Source organism: Nocardioides perillae (genome assembly GCF_013409425.1).
In the GTDB taxonomy this organism is placed as follows: Bacteria; Actinomycetota; Actinomycetes; order Propionibacteriales; family Nocardioidaceae; genus Nocardioides; species Nocardioides perillae.
The window spans coordinates 2,795,985-2,812,025 of record NZ_JACCAC010000001.1; the positions used below are offsets into that span (position 1 = coordinate 2,795,985).

14 protein-coding genes are annotated in these 16,041 nt (G+C 74.6%); 9 read left to right on the plus strand and 5 right to left on the minus strand.

The window, feature by feature from the left end; translation table 11 throughout:
* Positions 1-8: 8 nt before the first annotated feature.
* Complete coding sequence (locus BJ989_RS13030; protein ID WP_179518559.1) at positions 9-1,250, plus strand: ornithine cyclodeaminase, nickel-pincer nucleotide-dependent; 1,242 nt, start codon at positions 9-11, stop codon at positions 1,248-1,250.
* Here BJ989_RS13030 and BJ989_RS13035 read toward each other — a convergent pair.
* The 5 genes from BJ989_RS13035 to BJ989_RS13055 are packed head-to-tail and all read right to left on the minus strand — an operon-like array spanning position 1,238 to position 5,233.
* The gene (locus BJ989_RS13035) at positions 1,238-2,158 is read right to left on the minus strand and encodes an ROK family protein (RefSeq protein ID WP_179518560.1); all 921 of its coding nucleotides are present in this window, start codon (positions 2,156-2,158) and stop codon (positions 1,238-1,240) included. The genes BJ989_RS13030 and BJ989_RS13035 overlap by 13 nt on opposite strands.
* A 24-nt stretch (positions 2,159-2,182) precedes the next feature.
* Positions 2,183-3,151, minus strand: coding sequence for an ROK family glucokinase (locus BJ989_RS13040; protein WP_179518561.1), 969 nt, complete (start codon positions 3,149-3,151; stop codon positions 2,183-2,185).
* A complete protein-coding gene (locus BJ989_RS13045) occupies positions 3,148-3,609 on the minus strand; it encodes a hypothetical protein (RefSeq protein ID WP_179518562.1) in 462 nt (153 codons plus the stop codon). Before BJ989_RS13045 ends, BJ989_RS13040 begins: the two co-directional genes overlap by 4 nt.
* A complete protein-coding gene (locus BJ989_RS13050) occupies positions 3,606-4,778 on the minus strand; it encodes a TRC40/GET3/ArsA family transport-energizing ATPase (RefSeq protein WP_179518563.1) in 1,173 nt (390 codons plus the stop codon). Before BJ989_RS13050 ends, BJ989_RS13045 begins: the two co-directional genes overlap by 4 nt.
* Positions 4,779-4,792: 14 nt before the next feature.
* On the minus strand, positions 4,793-5,233 hold the full coding sequence (locus tag BJ989_RS13055; protein WP_179518564.1) for an SRPBCC family protein: 441 nt from the start codon (positions 5,231-5,233) through the stop codon (positions 4,793-4,795).
* Positions 5,234-5,291: 58 nt separating this feature from the next.
* Between BJ989_RS13055 and BJ989_RS13060 the strand changes: the two genes are divergently transcribed.
* The 8 genes from BJ989_RS13060 (at position 5,292) to BJ989_RS13095 (ending at position 15,942) form a co-directional block, all read left to right on the plus strand.
* Complete coding sequence (locus tag BJ989_RS13060; RefSeq protein ID WP_179518565.1) at positions 5,292-7,091, plus strand: AMP-binding protein; 1,800 nt, start codon at positions 5,292-5,294, stop codon at positions 7,089-7,091.
* Positions 7,092-7,277: 186 nt separating this feature from the next.
* Positions 7,278-8,018 (plus strand): Flp pilus assembly protein CpaB, encoded by a 741-nt coding sequence (cpaB, locus tag BJ989_RS13065; RefSeq protein WP_179518566.1) that lies wholly within the window; start codon positions 7,278-7,280, stop codon positions 8,016-8,018.
* Between the two features lie 28 nt (positions 8,019-8,046).
* The gene (locus BJ989_RS13070) at positions 8,047-9,228 is read left to right on the plus strand and encodes a CpaE/TadZ family protein (RefSeq protein ID WP_179518567.1); all 1,182 of its coding nucleotides are present in this window, start codon (positions 8,047-8,049) and stop codon (positions 9,226-9,228) included.
* Between the two features lie 4 nt (positions 9,229-9,232).
* Positions 9,233-10,789 carry a TadA family conjugal transfer-associated ATPase gene (locus BJ989_RS13075; RefSeq protein ID WP_343049355.1) on the plus strand — a complete coding sequence of 519 codons (1,557 nt, stop codon included), beginning with the start codon at positions 9,233-9,235 and terminating at the stop codon, positions 10,787-10,789.
* The gene (locus BJ989_RS13080) at positions 10,789-12,735 is read left to right on the plus strand and encodes a type II secretion system F family protein (protein ID WP_179518568.1); all 1,947 of its coding nucleotides are present in this window, start codon (positions 10,789-10,791) and stop codon (positions 12,733-12,735) included. The genes BJ989_RS13075 and BJ989_RS13080 overlap by 1 nt, the downstream gene beginning before the upstream one ends.
* Position 12,736: 1 nt before the next feature.
* Complete coding sequence (locus BJ989_RS13085) at positions 12,737-13,657, plus strand: type II secretion system F family protein (RefSeq protein ID WP_179518569.1); 921 nt, start codon at positions 12,737-12,739, stop codon at positions 13,655-13,657.
* A 15-nt stretch (positions 13,658-13,672) separates the two neighbouring features.
* On the plus strand, positions 13,673-15,268 hold the full coding sequence (locus BJ989_RS13090) for a sensor histidine kinase (RefSeq protein ID WP_179518570.1): 1,596 nt from the start codon (positions 13,673-13,675) through the stop codon (positions 15,266-15,268).
* Positions 15,265-15,942 (plus strand): response regulator transcription factor, encoded by a 678-nt coding sequence (locus BJ989_RS13095; RefSeq protein ID WP_343049356.1) that lies wholly within the window; start codon positions 15,265-15,267, stop codon positions 15,940-15,942. The genes BJ989_RS13090 and BJ989_RS13095 overlap by 4 nt, the downstream gene beginning before the upstream one ends.
* Positions 15,943-16,041: the final 99 nt, after the last annotated feature.

Consider the following 16,041-nt stretch of genomic DNA (forward strand, 5'->3'; position numbering starts at 1 on the left):
GTCGGCGCGTGACCACCACCGAGACCGTCGAGATCACCGGCCACCTCATGGACCACGGGCTGCTCAGCCTGGTCCTCGACGACATCCGCGAGTACGGCGGCGACTACACGATCGACCGCTTCGACGTGGGCCGCGAGACCGACGACCCCTCCCACGCGGTGATCACCGTCATCGCCGACGACGACGAGGCGCTGCAGCGCACCCTGATGCGGCTGCAGACCCGCGGCGTCAACCAGGTCGACCCCGGCGAGGCGGAGGTGGCCACGGCGACGCGGGACGGCGTCTTCCCCGACCGCTTCTACTCCACCACCAACCTGCCCACGCGGGTGCGCGTCGAGGGCCGCTGGCTCGAGGTCGGCAACCCCGAGATGGACTGCGGTCTCGTGCTCGAGCGCGACGAGCAGGGTCAGCCCGCCCGGGTGTCGACCCTGCCGATGAGCGACGTCCGCGCCGGCATGGAGGTCGTCACCGGCGCCTCGGGCGTGCGGGTGACCCTGCCGACGCCCGACAAGAGCGCCGAGGCCTTCGGCTTCATGGAGTCCGAGGTGTCCTCGGAGAAGCCCCAGGCTGTGCTGGTGCGGCAGGTGGCCGACGGCATGCGCGAGGCCAAGGCGCAGGGCAAGAAGGTGCTGTGGGTCGGCGGGCCCGGCGTCGTCCACACCGGCGCGGCCCCCGCGATGGTCGCGATGGTGCAGGCCGGCTTCGTCGACGTGCTCTTCGCCGGCAACGCGCTGGCCACGCACGACATCGAGTCCGCGCTCTACGGCACCTCGCTCGGCGTCGACCTGGCCCAGGGCCGCGGCGTGGAGCACGGCCACGAGCACCACATCCGCGCCATCAACACCATCCGCCAGGAGGGCTCGATCGCCGCGGCCGTCGAGTCCGGCGTGCTCGGCGGCGGGATCATGCACGCGCTGGTCACCCACGGCAAGGAGTTCGTGCTGGTGGGCTCGGTGCGCGACGACGGCCCGCTGCCCGACGTGCACACCGACGTGATCGAGGGTCAGCGCGCCATGCGCGCCGCACTGCCCGACGTCGGCTTCTGCCTCATGGTCGCGACCATGCTGCACTCGGTGGCGACCGGCAACATCCTGCCCGCCTCGATCCCGCTGGTGTGCGTCGACATCAACCCCGCGACGGTGACCAAGCTGACCGACCGCGGCTCCTCGCAGGCGCGCGGCATCGTCACCGACGTGGGCCTCTTCCTCGAGCAGCTCGCCGGCGAGCTCGTCCCCGACTACCGCCGGTAGCGCTCGGCGGCGAGCGCCGCCGCGCCGACCAGGCCGGCCTCGGGGCCGTGCACGGCCCGCACCACCGGCGGGACCCTGCGGTGCGCCGCGCCCACCAGCGCCCGCTCGAGCGCCGCGCGCGCCGGGTCGAGCAGCAGGTCGCCCGCGGCCGACACCCCGCCGCCGACCACCAGCACCGCGGGGTCGAGCGCCGCCGCGAGGTTCGCCAGGCCCACGCCGAGCCAGGTGCCGACCTCCTCGAACGCGTGCCGGGCGGCGGGGTCACCGGCCGCGGCCGCCGTCGTGACCTGCGGCCCCGTCAGCGGGTCGGACGCCCCTCCACGCTGCTCGTGGTCGGCGCGCACCAGCGCCCGCCCGCTGCAGTACTGCTCCCAGCACCCGCGACCTCCGCACTCGCAGGGACGACCCTCGGGCACCACCTGGGCGTGGCCGAACTCCCCGGCCATGCCGCTGGCCCCCCGCACCACCCGCCCGCCGACGACCACGCCGCCGCCGATGCCGGTGCCGAGGGTGACCACCAGCGCCGGGTCGAGCCCGCGCGCCGCACCCGACGTCGCCTCGGCGTACGCCGCGGCCGTCGCGTCGTTCTCGAGCACGACCGGCACACCGAGCAGCTCGGAGAACCGCGTGCGCACGGGCTCGCCGCGCCACGGCAGGTGCGGCGCGAAGACCACGTGCTCGCCGGCGGCGTCGACGAAACCGGCCGCGGCGACACCGACCGCCGCCAGCGGCTCACCGCCGGCGGCCTCCCGCACCGCCTCGACCACGGCCGCCTCGACCAGGCGCACGTCGACGCGGCGACCCGGGGTCGCGCGGCGGGCGACGCGCTGCACGCGGCCCTCGACCACCACCCCGGCCACCACCTTGGTGCCGCCGACGTCGACGCCGACGACGCAGCCCGGGTTCACGGGCGGGGGCTCACGGGCGGGGGCTCACGTGCGCGGGCGCTGGCGGGCGAGGTCGGCGGCGCCGATCAGGCCGGCGTCGTTGCCGAGCTCGGCGGGGCGGATCTCCAGCTCGGGGCGGTGCAGCCGCCCGGTCAGCTGCTCGCGGAAGCCCTGCCGCACGGCGTCGAGGAAGAGGTCGCCGGACTCCGACACCCCGCCTCCGACGACGGCGACCGCCGGGTCGAGCACGGCGGTCAGCGAGGCGATCCCCTCACCCAGCCAGCGGCCGAGGTCGGTCACCAGCCGCACGGCGAGGGGGTCGCCGTCGTGGGCGGCCGCGGTGACCATCGGGCCGGTGATGGCCTCGACCGCGCCGCCGGCCCGCTCGAGCAGGGGCGAGGAGCCGGGGTCACCGGTCGCGACCGCCTCCCGCGCGGTGCGCACGAGGGCCGAGCCCGAGGCGTACTGCTCCCAGCAGCCCAGGTTGCCGCAGCCGCAGGGCAGCCCGCCGGGCACGACGCGCAGGTGTCCGATCTCGGCGGCGACGCCGAACGCGCCGCGGTAGAGCTCGCCGTCGAGCACGAGGCCGCCGCCGACGCCGGTGCCGACGGTGACCAGCAGCAGGTCGTCGACGTCGCGACCGGCCCCGAGCACGAACTCGCCCCAGGCCGCGGCGTTGGCGTCGTTCTCCACGACGACCGGCAGCCCGGCCTCCTCCTCGAGCACGCTGCGGAGGTCCTCGTCGCGCCAGGCGATGTTGGGCGCGAAGAGCACCCGCGAGCGGGTGCGGTCGACGAACCCCGCGGCGCCCACGCCGACCCCGGTGATGCGGTCGCCCGGGGCGAGGTCGGCCTCGAGCCCGCGCACGAGCCCGGCCACGGCGCGGGCGAGCGCGCGGGCGTCACCGGCGGGGGTCGGCACCCGCGAGGCGCCGCTGATCCGGCCGGCCTCGTCGACGAGGCCGGCGGCGATCTTGGTGCCGCCCACGTCGACGCCGCAGGTCAGGTCGGTCATGGGGCGTCCTCCGCGGGTCGGGGGTCGGGGTGGGGCTCTGGCTCTGGCTCGGGCTCGGGATCGAGGTCGATGTGCTCGACCGGGCGGCCGGCACCGCCGGGCCGGCCGGGCTGGCCGGGCTGACCGGGCTGGCCTGGCTGACCGGGCTGGCCTGGCGGGTGGTCGCGGCCCACGGTCGCGAGGAAGGCGGTGGCGGCCTGCGCGAGGGCCGCGGCGGCGGTGGTGAGGTGCTCGCGCACCTCCGGCGACGTGCCGCGCAGCCAGCGGGCGCCGCGGCACACCGGGCACCAGGCGCACTCGGGCGAGCCAGCCTCGTGGCCGGCGCCCAGGTCCGCACCGTGCGCGGCGTCAGCCCCTCCGGCGCTCTCCTGCGCCCACGAGGCGAAGGCACCCAGCAGCTTGGCGGCCTCCTCCGCGGCGGAGCCGACCGGCTCCCCGCCCGGGGGTCCGGCGCTCACGCCGCGCCCTCGACGAAGCGCACGCGCAGCTCGCCCTGCTCGACCCGGGCCCCCGCGACCCGCAACCGGGCCAGGGACGTGGGCAGCGTCAGCAGCCGCCGGTGGGAGGCCACGGTGACGACCAGCTCGTCGCCGTTGCGGGCGAGGTCGACGTCGGCCCGGCTGACGTGCGGCAGCGCCAGGCGCAGGACCGCCCCGCCGTCGGAGGAGCGGTCGACGTGGAAGGGCCCGGCGGACCCGGGCAGGGCCAGCGGGTCGTCGTCGCCGTAGAGCTCGCGGGCGACCGCTGCGAGCGCCTCGACGCCGACCGGTTCTCCGGGCAGGTAGGGCGCGCGCCAGAGCGGCAGCCCCGCGAAGGACTCGCCGACCTCGGCGAGCACGGCGGCCTGGGCCTCGACCCACGAGCGGCGCCAGGCGTCGGCGCCCTCCTCGGGGAAGACGCGGTTGGCGACCACGCCGTCGACGCGGTAGCCGTAGAGCGACAGGCTGGTCCAGCAGCGGCGCGCCTCGGCGAGGACGACCTGCTCGGGGGTCAGCACCAGCCGCACGCTCGCGTCCGGGCCGGTGAGCATGGCGCGCACCTCGTCGAGCTCGGCGTGCAGGCGCTCGAGCGCCCCGAAGACGTCGTCCTCGGGCATCGGCACGCCCGCGGCGCGGGTGAGGACCGGGCGCAGCGCCTTCACGACGCGCCGCTGGGGCGGCAGCACGCGGCGGACGTACCAGCCGAGGGCCTCGGGCAGCGCCAGCAGCCGCAGCGTCTCCGCCGTGGGGGCGCAGTCGACGACGACGACGTCCCAGCCGCCGGCGAGCACCTGCAACCGCAGCTCGAGCAGTGCCAGCACCTCGTCGGCGCCGGGGATGACGGTGAGCTCCTCGGCGGTGACCGGGTCGACGCCCACGACGTCGAGCACCTGCAGCAGGTAGCGCTGCACGTCGGCCCAGCTCTGCTCGAAGCGGCGCTGGGTGTCGACCTGCTGCACCCACAGGTGCGGCACGACCTCGGTCGGCTCGGGGCCGACGGGGACGGCGTACGCGTCGGCGAGGGAGTGCGCCGCGTCGGTCGAGAGCACGAGGGTGCGCAGGCCGCCGGCCGCGGCGAGGGCCGCCGTGCCTGCGGCGACCGTCGACTTGCCGACGCCGCCCTTGCCGGTGAGGAGCAGGATCCGCACGCGCGTCCCCGCCCTCAGGCGAGCTGCTCGACGCGCTTCTCGAGACCCTTCAGCGCGGTGTCGATGAGGATCTTCTCCCCCTTGCGCTTGAGCATGCCGATCAGCGGGATGCTCACGTCGAGCGCGAGGCGGTAGGTGACCTCGGTGCGACCGTCGCCGAGGTCGCGCAGCACGTAGGCGCCGTCGAGGGCGCGCAGCAGGTTGCCCTCGACGAGGGTCCAGGTGACCTCGCGGTCGCCGTCCCAGGTGTAGGCCAGGGTGTACTCGTCCTTGATCGGCGCGACGTCGAGGGCGAAGAACACCTGCTCGGCGCGGCCGTCGGGGCCGCTCGCGCGGACCTCGGTGCGCTTCACGCCCTTCGCCCACGCGGGGTAGGACTCGAAGTCCGCGATCACCGCCATGACCGCGGCCGGAGGGGCCCCGATCACGATCGAGGAGGTGGTCTGCTCGGCCATGACCGGCGAGCCTACCGGACCGGCGCGCCCCGCCTCGCCACCGGTAACGTGCGCGAGCGTGCGTGAGTACTCCACCCCTCTCGACCGCTCGCGCGGCGTCGTCCCGGCGACCGGCAACCTCACCGACGACGTCGTGGCGAACGCCCGCGACCACGGGGACGAGGCCGTCCTCGCGCGCCGCGGGGCCGACGGGGTGTGGCACGACGTCACGGCCGCGCAGTTCCTCGCCGAGGTGCGGGGGGTGGCGAAGGGCCTGGTCGCAGCCGGCGTCCAGCCCGGCGACCGCGTCGCCCTGCTCTCGCGCACCCGCTACGAGTGGACCCTGCTCGACTACGCCACCTGGTTCGCCGGCGCCGTCGGCGTGCCCGTCTACGAGACCTCCTCCAGCGACCAGCTGGGGTGGATCCTCGAGGACTCCGGCGCGACCGCGGTCGTCGTGGAGACCCGCGGGCACGCCTCGCGGGTGGCACCCCACCGCGAGCGCCTGCCCGACCTGCACCACGTCTGGACGATCGACGACGGGGCCGTCGACGTGCTCACCCGCCTCGGGGGCGACGTGTCCGACGCCGAGCTCGAGGCGCGGCGCACGCGTGCCACCCCGCTCGACCTGGCGACCCTCGTCTACACCTCCGGCACCACCGGCCGCCCCAAGGGCTGCGAGCTCACCCACGGCAACTTCCTCGTCGAGCTCGGGGTGGCCGTCGACGAGCTCGACGAGCTCTTCGAGGCCGAGGGCGCCTCGACCCTGCTCTTCCTCCCGCTCGCCCACGTCTTCGCGCGGATCGTGCAGGTCGGCTGCGTCAAGGCCCGGGTCCGGCTCGGCCACAGCGCCGACGCGGCGCGGCTCGTCGAGGACCTCGGGGACTTCCGGCCGACCTTCGTGCTCGCGGTCCCGCGCGTCTTCGAGAAGGTCTTCAACACCGCCTCGCAGCGCGCCGCGGCCGACGGTCGCGGCGCGCTCTTCGACCGCGCGGCCGAGACCGCGATCGCCTGGTCCAAGGCGATCGACAAGGGGCGCCCCTCCCCCGTGCTGCGCGCCCGCCACGCGTTCTTCTCGCGCGTGGTCTACGGCCGGCTGCGCCAGGCGCTCGGCGGCCGCTGCCAGTACGCCGTGTCCGGCGGTGCACCCCTCGGTGAGCGGCTGGGCCACTTCTACCGCGGCATCGGCCTCACGGTGCTCGAGGGCTACGGCCTCACCGAGAGCACGGCCGCGCTGACGGTCAACCTGCCCGACGCCCAGAAGGTCGGCACGGTCGGGCGCCCGCTGCCCGGCACGGCGGTGCGGGTCGCCGACGACGGCGAGCTGCTCTTCCGCGGCGGCCAGGTCTTCTCCGGCTACTGGCGCAACGAGGAGGCCACCGCCGAGGTGCTGGGTCGCGACGGCTGGCTGCGCACCGGCGACGTCGGCGAGGTCGACGACGAGGGCTTCGTGCGCATCACCGGCCGCAAGAAGGAGATCCTCGTGACCGCCGGCGGCAAGAACGTCGCTCCCGCGGTCCTGGAGGACCGGTTGCGCGCCCACGCCCTGGTCTCGCAGTGCATGGTGGTCGGCGACGGACGGCCCTTCGTCGCGGCCCTGGTGACCATCGACGACGAGGTCTTCGAGGCCTGGGCCGCGCAGCGCGGCAAGACCGGGCGCGTCGCCGACCACGTCGAGGACCCCGACCTGCTCGCGGCCGTCCAGGACGCCGTCGACGACGCCAACGCGGCGGTGTCGAAGGCCGAGGCCATCCGCAGGTTCGCCGTGCTGCCGGAGGACTGGACCGAGGAGGCCGGCCACCTGACGCCGAGCCTCAAGCTGCGCCGCGCGGTCGTGCTGCGCGAGCACCGTCACGAGGTCGACGCGCTCTACCGCTGAGGGCACGACGGTGTGGTCCTGCGCCTGATCGGCCCGTCGCGACCCGACCTGAGGAGTCCGCCGACGGTGGTCTGGACCGGGCTCGTCAACCCCTGCGAACCACCGGACCAGACCGCTCGCCTCAGGCAACCTGAGGGGGTCCGCGGGCCGTGAGGGACGGCCCCGGCAGGAGGGGTGTGGAGAGGCATGGATCGACGCAAGGTCCTGCTCGTGGTCGCGGCGGTCGTCGCGGCCCTGGGCACGGTGCTCGTGTTCTTGTACGTCCGCGGCGCCGACGACCGCGCCGAGCAGCGCTTCGAGACCGTCGAGGTGCTGCGCGCCGTGGCGCCGATCGAGCCGGGCGAGGCCATCGAGGCCGCGGCCCAGGCCGGCAAGCTCAAGCTGCAGCCGGTGCCGCAGGAGGCACTGCTGACCGGCTACCAGACCAGCATCGAGGGGCTCGCCGGCACGGTGGCCCTCACCCGCGTCTACCCCGGCGAGCAGATCATCTCCTCACGCTTCGGCGGCGCCTCCGCAGCCGCGTCGAGCACGCTGCCGATCCCCGAGGGCATGCTCGCCATCTCGGTCAACCTCAGCGACACCGCGCGCGTCGCCGGCTTCGTTCAGCCCGGCTCGCAGGTCGCGGTCTTCCACAGCGGCGTCGACCCGCAGAGCCAGCAGCCCTACACCCGCCAGCTGCTCGAGCGGGTGCAGGTGCTCGGCGTCGGCTCGACCACGCCGGTCTCGACCACGACCACCACGCAGGACGGCGCCCAGACCACCGAGCAGCTGCCCCGCACCCTCATCACGCTCGCGCTCGACAAGCGCGACGCCCAGAAGGTGATGTTCGCCAGCAGTGCCGGCGAGCTCGGCTTCGCGCTGCTCACCGAGTCCAGCAAGCTGCCGGCCGACCGCGGCGTGACCGCGGCCGACCTCTTCCGCAGCTGACCCGTCGCGACACCCGAGGAGCCCCCCGATGCCCGTCGTCGTCGACACCGACACCCAGGTCCTCGACAAGCTGCTCACCGCGCTGCCGCCGGGCGGCCACGCGCTCGACGACCTCGCCCTGCTCGACGCCTGGCTGGCGCACCGCCCCGACGAGTACGTCGTGGTGCTGGGCGCCTCGCTCCCCCTCGACGCCGCGCTCGCGACGTGCGAGGAGCTGCGCCTGAGCCGGCCGACCACGTCGGTCGTGCTGGTGCGCGAGCAGGTCGACACCGCGACCCTCACCCGCGCCATGCACGCGGGCGTGCGCGACGTCGTCCCCCGCGAGGACGTCGCGGCCGTGAGCGCCGCCGTCGAGCGGGCGCGCCAGCTGTGGGCCGCGCTGCGCGGCACCGAGGGCGTGGTCACCACCGGCAAGGTCGTCACCGTCTTCTCCCCCAAGGGCGGGGTCGGCAAGACCACCGTGGCGGTCAACCTGGCCCTGGCGCTGGCCGACCGCGGCACCCGCCGGGTCTGCGTCGTCGACCTCGACCTCGCCTTCGGCGACGTCGCCATCACGCTGCAGCTCTTCCCGACCCACACCATCGAGCACGCCGTGGGCGGTGAGCACGCGCTCGACTTCGCGCTGGCCGAGTCGTTGCTGACCCGTCACGAGGACGCCGTCATGGTGCTGGCGGCGCCGAGCCTGCCCGACGCCCGCGACCGGGTCACCCCGGTGCTGGTGGCGAAGATGCTGCGCACACTGAAGGAGCACTTCGACTTCGTCGTCGTCGACACCGCGCCCGCCTTCGACGAGCAGACCCTCACCGCCCTCGACGAGACCGACGAGTGCGTCGTCGTGGCCACCCTCGACGTGCCCACGCTGAAGAACGTCAAGGTCGCCCTCGAGACCCTCGACATGCTTCACGCCGCGGTGGGCCACCGCCACCTGCTGCTCAACCGCGCCGACGACGCGGTCGGCATCGACCCGGCGAAGGTCGAGGCGATCCTCGGCATGCCCGTGAGCGCCCGGATCTCGACCGACACCGGCATCGCGGCCGCCACCAACGCCGGCCGCCCGATCGTGCTGGCCCAGCCCGAGCACCCCGCCAGCCGCGCCGTGCGCACCCTCGCGACCACCGTCGGCGGCGCCAGCGTCGCGGCGCCGGCCGCGACCGGCTCGGGCACCGGCCACGAGACCGAGCGGGCCCGCCGCTTCCGGATCCGGCGGTGACGCGGTGAGCACCCTCGCCGACCGCCTCCGAGCCGCGCGCGGCAGCGGCGCGGACGCCACCACCACCGCACCCGGGGACCAGCCCGCCGCGGCGGCTCCCGCCCCGACGGCAGCGGCCGCACCGGCAGTGCCCACCGCACCGGTCGCGTCGGCCGCACCGGCTGCTCCGAGCGAGCTCGCCCCCGCCGCCGAGCGGCTCGCACGCGCCTCCGCCCCCCTGGCCGAGCGCACGGGCCGCGACGCCGAGAGCGGCCTCGGCGCGCGGCGTACGCTCGCGACGCAGTCGGTCGGGCGGGTCGAGGACCTCAAGGCCAGCGTCCACACCGAGCTGCTCCAGCAGCTCGGGCCGCAGCTCTACGACGCCAACATGGACGCCACCGAGCTCGAGTCGCGGGTGCGCGCCGTCCTCGCCGACGTGCTCGCCGGCCAGGACCGCCCGCTCAGCAGCGGCGACCGTGCCCGGGTCACCCAGGAGATCAGCGACGACATCCTGGGCTACGGCCCGATCGAGCCCTACCTGCGCGACGAGGACGTCTCGGAGGTGATGGTCAACGGCCACGACAACATCTGGCTGGAGAAGAAGGGGCGGCTGGTCGCCGCCGACGCGACCTTCGCCGACGAGGCCCACCTGCGGCGCACCATCGACAAGATCGTCTCGCGCATCGGCCGCCGCGTCGACGAGTCGAGCCCCATGGTCGACGCCCGCCTGCCGGACGGCAGCCGCGTCAACGCCGTCATCCCGCCGCTGGCCATCGACGGCTCGGCGCTGACGATCCGCAAGTTCGCCACCGACCCGCTGACCGTCGACGACCTGATCCGCTTCGGCTCGCTCTCGCCGCGCACGGCCGACTTCCTCGAGGCGTGCGTGCGCGGGCGGCTCAACATCTTCGTCTCCGGGAGCACCGGCGCGGGCAAGACGACGACGCTGAACGTGCTGTCGTCCTTCATCCCGGCCGACGAGCGGATCGTCACCATCGAGGACGCCGCGGAGCTGCAGCTGAAGCAGGAGCACGTGGTGCGCCTGGAGTCGCGCCCGGCCAACATCGAGGGCAAGGGCGCGGTGACCATCCGCGACCTGGTGAAGAACAGCCTGCGCATGCGGCCCGACCGGATCATCGTCGGCGAGGTCCGCGACGCCTCGGCGCTCGACATGCTGCAGGCGATGAACACCGGTCACGACGGCTCCATCTGCACGCTGCACTCCAACGGCCCGCGCGACACCCTCTCGCGCATGGAGACGATGGTGCTGATGGCGGGCATGGACCTGCCGGTGCGCGCCATCCGCGAGCAGGTGGCCTCCGCGGTCGACCTGATCGTCCACCAGACCCGCTTCAAGGACGGCACGCGCCGCATCACCCACCTCACCGAGGTGGAGCGGATGGAGGGCGACGTCATCACGCTGCAGGACATCTTCGTCTTCGACCACGGTGCGGGCTTCGACGCCGAGGGCCGGTCGCGCGGCACGCTGCGCTCCACCGGCCTGCGCCCGAAGTTCCTGGAGAAGATGGCGCACGCCAACGTCACGGTCGACCCGATGCTGTTCGCGACGGACGGGCGCTGATGGCCGCGGGCAGCCGGCCGCTCGCCGGCCCCGTCGCGCTCCTGGCCGCTGTCGCGGCGCTCGCCCTCGGCCTCGCCCCCGCGGCGCACGCCGGCGGGCTGGGCGCGGGTGGGACCGGCGGGGCCCAGGTGACCTACGTCGAGGCGACCGAGGCCGGTCTCCGCATCCTGGTCGAGGTGCCGGAGGGTGCCGCGGTCGACCTCGACGCAGTGTCGGTCGCGGTCGACGGCCGCAACGCACCCGCGACCGCCGAGCCCACCGGTGACGGCGCCGTCGTCGAGCGCACCACCGTCCTCGCGGTCGACACCAGCCTGTCGATGCGCGGCGCCCGGTTCGCCGCCGCCAAGGCCGCCGCCACGACGTACCTCGACGCCGCGCCCGCCGACGTCGCCGTCGGCATCGTCACCTTCGACAGCGACGTCGAGGAGGCGCTCGCGCCGACCACCGACCGCGACGCCGCGCGTGCGGTGGTCGCGGGCCTGTCGCTCTCCCGCGAGACCCTGCTCCACGACGGCGTCGTGCAGGCGGTGGCGTCGCTGGGCGACGAGGGCGCACGCAGCGTGCTCGTCCTCTCCGACGGGGCCGACACGAGCGACACCCCCGTCGCGGACGTCACCGCGGCGATCTCCGAGGCCGACGTGCGCGTCGACGTGGTCGCGCTCGACGAGTCCGCCGACGAGGCCGGGTCGCTCACCGCCGTGGTGGAGGCCGGCGGGGGCCAGCTGGTGCAGGCCGACCCCGCCGCGCTGCGCGCCGCGCTCGTCGACCAGGCCGAGGCCCTCGGCCGCCAGGTGCTGGTCACGGCCGCCGTGCCCGCATCGGTGACCGCGGCCGAGGCGAGCATCGTCGTCGACCTGCCCACGGCCGCCGGCCGGTCGCTCACCGCCGAGGCGTACGCCGCGATCGAAGGCGCCGGCTCCCCGGCGGTCGCGATCGCCCGGGAGGCCGCCGGGCTCACGGTCCCCCGCCCGCTCATGTACGTCGGCGTGGTCGCCCTGGGCCTGGGCCTCGGCCTCCTGCTCGTGCTGCTGGTGCCGCGGCGGGCCACGGTCACCGACGCCGCCGAGGAGCGGTTGTCGCGCTGGAGCGCCGGCGCGCGCTCGGGCCCGGCCGAGGAGGCGCGGCCCCGCGTCGACACCGAGGCCGCGCTGTCGCAGGCCAAGGACGCCGCGGCGTCGGTGCTGCGGCGCAACCGGGGGCTCGAGCTGCGCATCGCCAAGCGCCTCGAGGCCGCCGGCAGCGGCATCAAGCCGGCTGAGTGGCTGCTGCTGCAGCTCGGTGTCTTCCTGCTCGCCGGGCTGGTCGGGCTGCTCCTCGGTGGCGGCAGCCTGGTCGTGGGCCTGGTCGCGATGTTGCTCGGCGCGCTGGGCCCGTGGCTGTGGTTGGGGATCAAGCGCACCAAGCGGGTCAACGCCTTCAACGCCGCCCTGCCCGACACGCTGTCGCTGATGTCGGGCTCGTTGTCGGCCGGCCTGTCACTGGCCCAGTCGGTCGACACCATCGTGCGCGAGGGCACCGAGCCGGTCGCCTCGGAGTTCAAGCGGGTGCTGGTCGAGACCCGCCTGGGCGTCTCGCTCGAGGACGCCCTCGAGGGCGTGACCGAGCGCTTCGAGAGCAAGGACTTCGGCTGGGTGGTCATGGCCATCCGCATCCAGCGCCAGGTCGGCGGCAACCTCGCCGAGCTCCTCGACACGGTCGCCGCGACCATGCGCGAGCGGGAGTACCTCCGCCGCCAGGTCCGCACCCTCTCGGCCGAGGGGCGGCTCTCGATGTACGTCCTCGGCGGTCTGCCGCCGCTCTTCGTCTTCTACCTCGTGCTGACGCAGGGCGACTACGTAGCGCCGCTGTTCACCGAGCCGCTCGGCTGGCTGATGCTCGCGACCGCTGGCGTCCTGCTCGGCGTCGGGATGCTGTGGATGTCCAGGATCGTCAAGGTGGAGGTGTGAGGTGACCCTGCTCCTCGTGCTCGGCGGCGTGATGCTGGCCGCCGCGGTCTACCTCGTCGCTGCCGCGACCCGCCCCGAGGGCGACACCGGGGTGACCCGCTCGCTCGCCATGATCGAGGCGATGAGCGTGGCCCCCAAGGCGCTCACCGACCAGGTCGAGCGTCCCTTCTCGGAGCGGGTCCTCGTGCCGCTGCAGGCCCGCGCGCTCACGGTCGGGCGCCGGCTGTCCGGCAGCGACACCGCCGAGCGGATCCGGCGCAAGCTCGAGCTCGCCGGCAACCCGCCCGGCTGGACGGTCGACAAGGTCGTCTCGAGCAAGGTGATCGGCGCCGTCGTCGGCCTCGTGGTGGCCCTTCTCCTCACGGCGCTCATGGGCGCGTCGTTCCCGGTACGCCTCGTCTTCGTGCCCGCCCTCACCCTCGTCGGCTTCTTCGCGCCCAACCTGTACCTCTACCAGAAGGCCTACGACCGCGAGCAGCGCCTGTCGCGCGAGCTGCCGGACGCGATCGACCTGCTCACCATCAGCGTGGAGTCGGGGCTCGGCTTCGACGCCGCGCTGCAGCAGGTGGCCCGCAACACCGAGGGACCGCTCGCCGAGGAGTTCTCCCGTGTGCTGCGCGAGATGCAGATCGGCTCCGGGCGCTCGGAGGCGATGCGGGCGCTGGCCGACCGCTCCGGCAACGCCGACCTGCGCTCCTTCGTCGCCGCCATGGTGCAGGCCGACGCGTTCGGCATCCCGATCGGGCAGGTGCTGCGCGTGCAGACCTCCGAGATGCGCACCAAGCGCCGGCAGCGGGCCGAGGAGGCGGCGCAGAAGGTGCCGGTCAAGATCACGGTCCCGCTGATCTTCTGCATCCTGCCGTGCCTGTTCATCGCCGTGCTCGGGCCGGCTGCGATTAGCATCATGGACAACCTGATGTGAGGAGGCACCTCCGGGATGGGTGACCGGCTCCAGTTCCTCCCCCGCTACGTCGGCATCGCCGCGGCAGCACGGCTCTTCGCCCTGCTCGCCATCGGCCTGCCCTCGGCGCTGCTCGGCGACCCCGAGGCGCTGGAGGGCGTGCTGCTGCTGGGGGTCGTCTGGACGGGTGCCATCACCTTGAGCGTGCTGGCGCGCCTGCCCGTGCTGCCGGCGCTGGTGCTCGAGGCGGGCCTGGTGACCTTCGTCGTGGCCGCGAACCTCGACCAGACCCAGATGCTGCACCTGACCGCGCTCGCGGTCAGCCCGTTCATCGCCGGTCTGCGTCGCGGCCCGCGCGGGGTCGTGGAGGTGCTCGCCGCCGAGGTCGTCGTGCTGGCGCTCGCCGCGGTGACGCTGCACGGCGAGCTCGACACCGTGCGCGGTGCGGAGATCTTCACCGCGATGGTCATGGGGCTCGGCGTCGGCCTGGTGTCGAGCTTCCTGCGCGCCGTGCAGGAGGACCCCGACGACCAGCTCACGCCCTACCGCGACGCCCGGGCCCTCATCACCCGGCTGCTGGACCTCTCCGACGACCTCGGCCAGGGCCTCGACCCGGTGACGATCGCGGAGCGGATCGCGCGGCAGGTGCGCGAGGCCCTGCCGACCGAGGCCGTCGTCGTCTACGTCGAGCGCTACGGCGAGTTCGTGCCGCTCCTCGACTCCCCCGCCGCCGGCGGCATCGGCGCGCGACGCGCCCTCGTGGACCGCGCCCGCGCGACGGCGCACTCGGTGGCCGAGGCCGGCCAGGTCGCGGTGCCCCTCGCCACCGACGCGGGCATCACCGGCGTGGTGGTCGGCAAGCTCACGGTCCCGCCCGACGGCACCGTCGTGGAGGGCCCGGCCCTCGCCGAGGCGCTGCACCGCCTCGAGCGGCAGCTGACCTCCGAGGCGCTGCGCCTCGACACCGCGCAGCTGTTCTCCCGCGTGCGCGAGGCAGCGACGTCGGAGGAGCGCCAGCGGCTCGCCCGGGAGGTCCACGACGGCATCGCGCAGGGTGTCGCCTCGCTCGGCTACCTGGTCGACGCGCTCGCTGCCGACGCCGAGGACGCCGCCCAGCGCGACGGCCTGCAGCTGCTGCGCTCCTCGATCACCGACGTCGTGAGCGAGATCCGTCGCTCGGTCTTCAACCTGCGCAACGAGGCCACCGCCGGGCAGCGCATCGTCGACCGGATCCAGGCGGTCGCCGACAACCTGGCCTCGACCTCGGGCATGCACATCCTGGTCGAGGTCGAGGAGACCGGCGACCGGCTGCTCGCCGAGGTCGAGGCCAACCTCGTCCGCATCGCCCAGGAGGCGATGAACAACGCGGTCAAGCACAGCGGGGCGACCGTGATCCGCGTGGAGCTGCAGACCAAGGCGCCGACGGCCGTGCTGCGCGTGGTCGACGACGGCGTGGGCATGCAGCCTGGACGCGCGGACTCCCACGGGTTGAAGATCATGAAGGAGCGCGCGCGCCGCATCGGGGGCGAGGTCGAGGTCGAGACCTCCCCCGCGGGTGGTGTAGCGGTCGTGGTCCGCGTGCACGGTGGGATCTCCAGGGTCAACGGATCGAAGGGGTTGGTGCGCTCGTGACCAGCAGTGCCGCAGTGGGCAGCGAGGAGCGGCCGATCCGCGTGCTGCTCGTCGACGACCACGAGCTGATCCGCCACGGCCTGGCGCTGGCCTTCCACCGCGAGCCCGGCACCGAGGTGGTGGCCCAGGCCGGCACGGTCGTCTCGGCGCTCGCCGCCTACGACCGGGTCACGCCCGACGTGGTCGTCACCGACCTGCAGCTGCCCGACGGCACCGGCCTCGACATCATCCGCTCCGTGCGCCAGCGCTCCCCCGCCATCGGCCTGGTGCTGCTGACCATGCACTCCGGCGACGACCAGATCTTCGCCGCCATGGAGGCCGGCGCCTCCGCCTTCGTCGGCAAGGACGCACCGTCGAGCGAGGTCGTCAAGGCCACCCGCCACGCCATGGTCTCGCCGCGCACCTTCCTGTGCGCCGGGCTCGCCCAGGCAATGATGCGCCGGGTCTCCGGCGAGAGCACCCGGCTCTCGGGTCGCGAGCACGAGGTGCTGCTGCTGCTCGCCGACGGCGACGGCACGGCCGCGATCGCCAAGCAACTGCACATGAGCGAGTCGACCGCGAAGTCGCACATCGCGAAGATCTACCAGAAGCTCGGCGCCTCCAACCGCGCTCAGGCCCTGGTCACCGCGATGCGCATCGGGCTGCTGAGCTCGGTCCAGCCGACCCAGCGCTGAGCCCCCGCCGGCGCACCGCGCATGCGTTCTGGTCTGCCACCACCCCCGCGGGTGAGGGCACCCGGGACCGTCCCGCCGACCGGCCCGCACGGATGGTCC